The 2,102-nt window shown below is 64.4% G+C and carries 4 protein-coding genes; 2 read left to right on the plus strand and 2 right to left on the minus strand.

Annotated elements, in window-relative coordinates; translation table 11 throughout:
* The first annotated feature begins 119 nt into the window (after window positions 1-119).
* Window positions 120-899, plus strand: a complete 780-nt coding sequence (locus MXD61_RS05530) for an aminotransferase class IV family protein (RefSeq protein ID WP_248811765.1) — start codon at window positions 120-122, stop codon at window positions 897-899.
* A gap of 4 nt (window positions 900-903) precedes the next feature.
* Here the strand turns inward: MXD61_RS05530 and MXD61_RS05535 are convergent, their stop codons facing one another.
* Window positions 904-1,221: a hypothetical protein gene (locus MXD61_RS05535; protein WP_248811766.1), complete on the minus strand. Its 318-nt coding sequence runs from the start codon at window positions 1,219-1,221 to the stop codon at window positions 904-906.
* A 62-nt stretch (window positions 1,222-1,283) separates the two neighbouring features.
* Here MXD61_RS05535 and MXD61_RS05540 point away from each other — a divergent pair, with 62 nt between their 5' ends.
* Window positions 1,284-1,511: a transposase gene (locus MXD61_RS05540; protein WP_248811767.1), complete on the plus strand. Its 228-nt coding sequence runs from the start codon at window positions 1,284-1,286 to the stop codon at window positions 1,509-1,511.
* Window position 1,512: 1 nt separating this feature from the next.
* Here the strand turns inward: MXD61_RS05540 and MXD61_RS05545 are convergent.
* Window positions 1,513-2,102, minus strand: a 590-nt coding sequence (locus MXD61_RS05545) for an IS3 family transposase (RefSeq protein ID WP_248811768.1), incomplete at its 5' end; no start/stop codon positions are given.

A 2,102-nucleotide genomic window follows, 5' to 3' on the forward strand; every position in this document is an offset into this window, starting at 1 on the left:
CCTCACCAACCGCAAGGTCGAGATCGACGCGTCGATCGACCTCGCCCGCGAGATCCGCAGCCAGCTGGACTGAAACACGATCATCGGTCTGCGGGTTTCTTCGAGTACTTGAGGAAGCGATGGAACTGAATGGCGCTCCGGCCAGTCCGGACCAGATGAGAGTGCTCGCCCTGACCAACTACGGGCATTTCACGTCGATGCTGGTAAAGGATTTCGCCGTACGGGGTCTTTCCCTGCACCTGGAGCGTTTGACGAGGGACTGCCGGCAACTTTTCGACACCGACCTCGACACCAATGCGGTTCGTCACCAGGTGCGGCACGCGTTGGCCGGGAATCCGGGGCCGGTCATGGTTCGGGTCACGGTCTACGACCCGGCTCTCGACCTCGGGACCATCGGCTCGGACGCGGAGCCGAGCGTCTTGGTGACCACCCGGCCCGCCGGGCACGGAGCCTTGGCGCCCCTGAGACTTCAGGCTGCGCGGTACCAGCGTGAGACTCCGACTGTGAAACACGTCAGCCTCTTCGGGGCCCTTACGCACCGCCGCCGCGCGCAACGGGCCGGCTTCGACGACGTACTGTTCATCAGCGACGACGGAATGATCAGTGAGGCCTCGACGTCGAACATCGGGTTCGTGCGCCAGGGGCGGGTGGTGTGGCCACGGGCCGCATGGCTTCCGGGTGTCACGATGGCGTTGATCGACCAGAGACTCGACCAGCCGGCCAGGACGGAGCCCGTTAACCTGTCCGACCTGCAGGACCTGGAGGCCGCGTTCGTCACCAGCTCGGGTACCGGCGTCCGGGCGGTGCTGTCCGTCGACCGCACCGAATGGCGCACCGACCACGAGGTCCTAGACAAGGTGCGCGAACTGTACACGGAGACCCCCTACGAGTTGCTGTGACCGCTCACGGCTGGAACTCCTTTATCCGCTCCGCGCGTTCCGCATCGGTCAGTTCGGGGTCGAGGATCACGTCGATGATCTTCTCGTACTCACCCTGGTTGATCACCATGCGGCTCGCCTCCCGGCCGACCTCGTGCGTCATGAGCCTGCGGCCGGTCATCAGGACGGTCGTGTTCCCGATCACCCGGCTGAGGATCCGGAGGTTCGCCGCCGGCCATTCGCTCAGCAGCGCGGCGATCTCACCGGGTGAGTCCCACCGCGTGGTGTAGATCGGGATCGGCTGGTTGATCGTCTGGGGTGGGGGTGTGTCGCTCCGGGACAAAGACGGCCACCGCGTGTAGCTCTGTGTGAACCGACCAAAGTTCCACGGAGAGGACACACGCGATGGCCTTGGATGATTCTGCCCTATCCGGTCTGCTGGAGCTGCTGCGGCACACCGATGCCGGTCAGGTGATGCGGGAGCTGCTGCGGTTCGGTCTGCAGGCGCTCGTGGACGCGGAAGCCGACGCGCACGTCGGCGCGGCCCGTTACGAACGGTCGGCAGCCCGGACCACGCAGCGCAACGGCTCCCTGGTGTGCCCCGTTAAATCCGGACAGCCGCTATTAAGATGATCTATGCGACGGACTGTTTTTTCAGGTATTCGTCGTGAGCCTGTCGTGGGGTGCGGTAATCAAGCCCGGAGTGGCGGCGTGTCGTGTTGTAGCGGAGTTCTATGTATCGGGCGATGTCTCGTCCGTTTTTCAGGGCCGCGAAGAACGACTCGGCCATTGCATTGTCGTAACAGATCCCGGTCCGGCCGACGGACTGGCGGATCCCGAGCCCGTTCAACGTAGCAGCGAACTGGGTAGATGTATAGTTGCTTCCGCGGTCCGAATGAAAAATCGCTCCGTCGGTGAGCTGCTGGTTGCGGGCGGCCATGCTGATGGCGGTGTCGATGAGTCCGGTCTTGTAGTTGTCGTCCATGGCCCAGCCGATGACGGCTTTCGTGTGGCAGTCGAGGACGGTCGCGAGGTAGAGCCAGCCTTCCCAGGTGGGAATGTAGGTGATGTCACCGACCATCTTGGTGCCCGGGGCCTCGGCGGTGAAGTCGCGCTGCAGCAGGTCGGGAATCGCGGCGGGGTCCTGGCCCTGTTCGGTCAGGGTGTGCCGCCAGGGGCGTGGCTGGCATGGTTCCAGGCCCTGCTCGCGCATGAGGGCGCGGA

The sequence above is a fragment of the Frankia sp. AgPm24 genome, from assembly GCF_023243055.1.
GTDB lineage: Bacteria > Actinomycetota > Actinomycetes > Frankiales > Frankiaceae > Frankia > Frankia umida.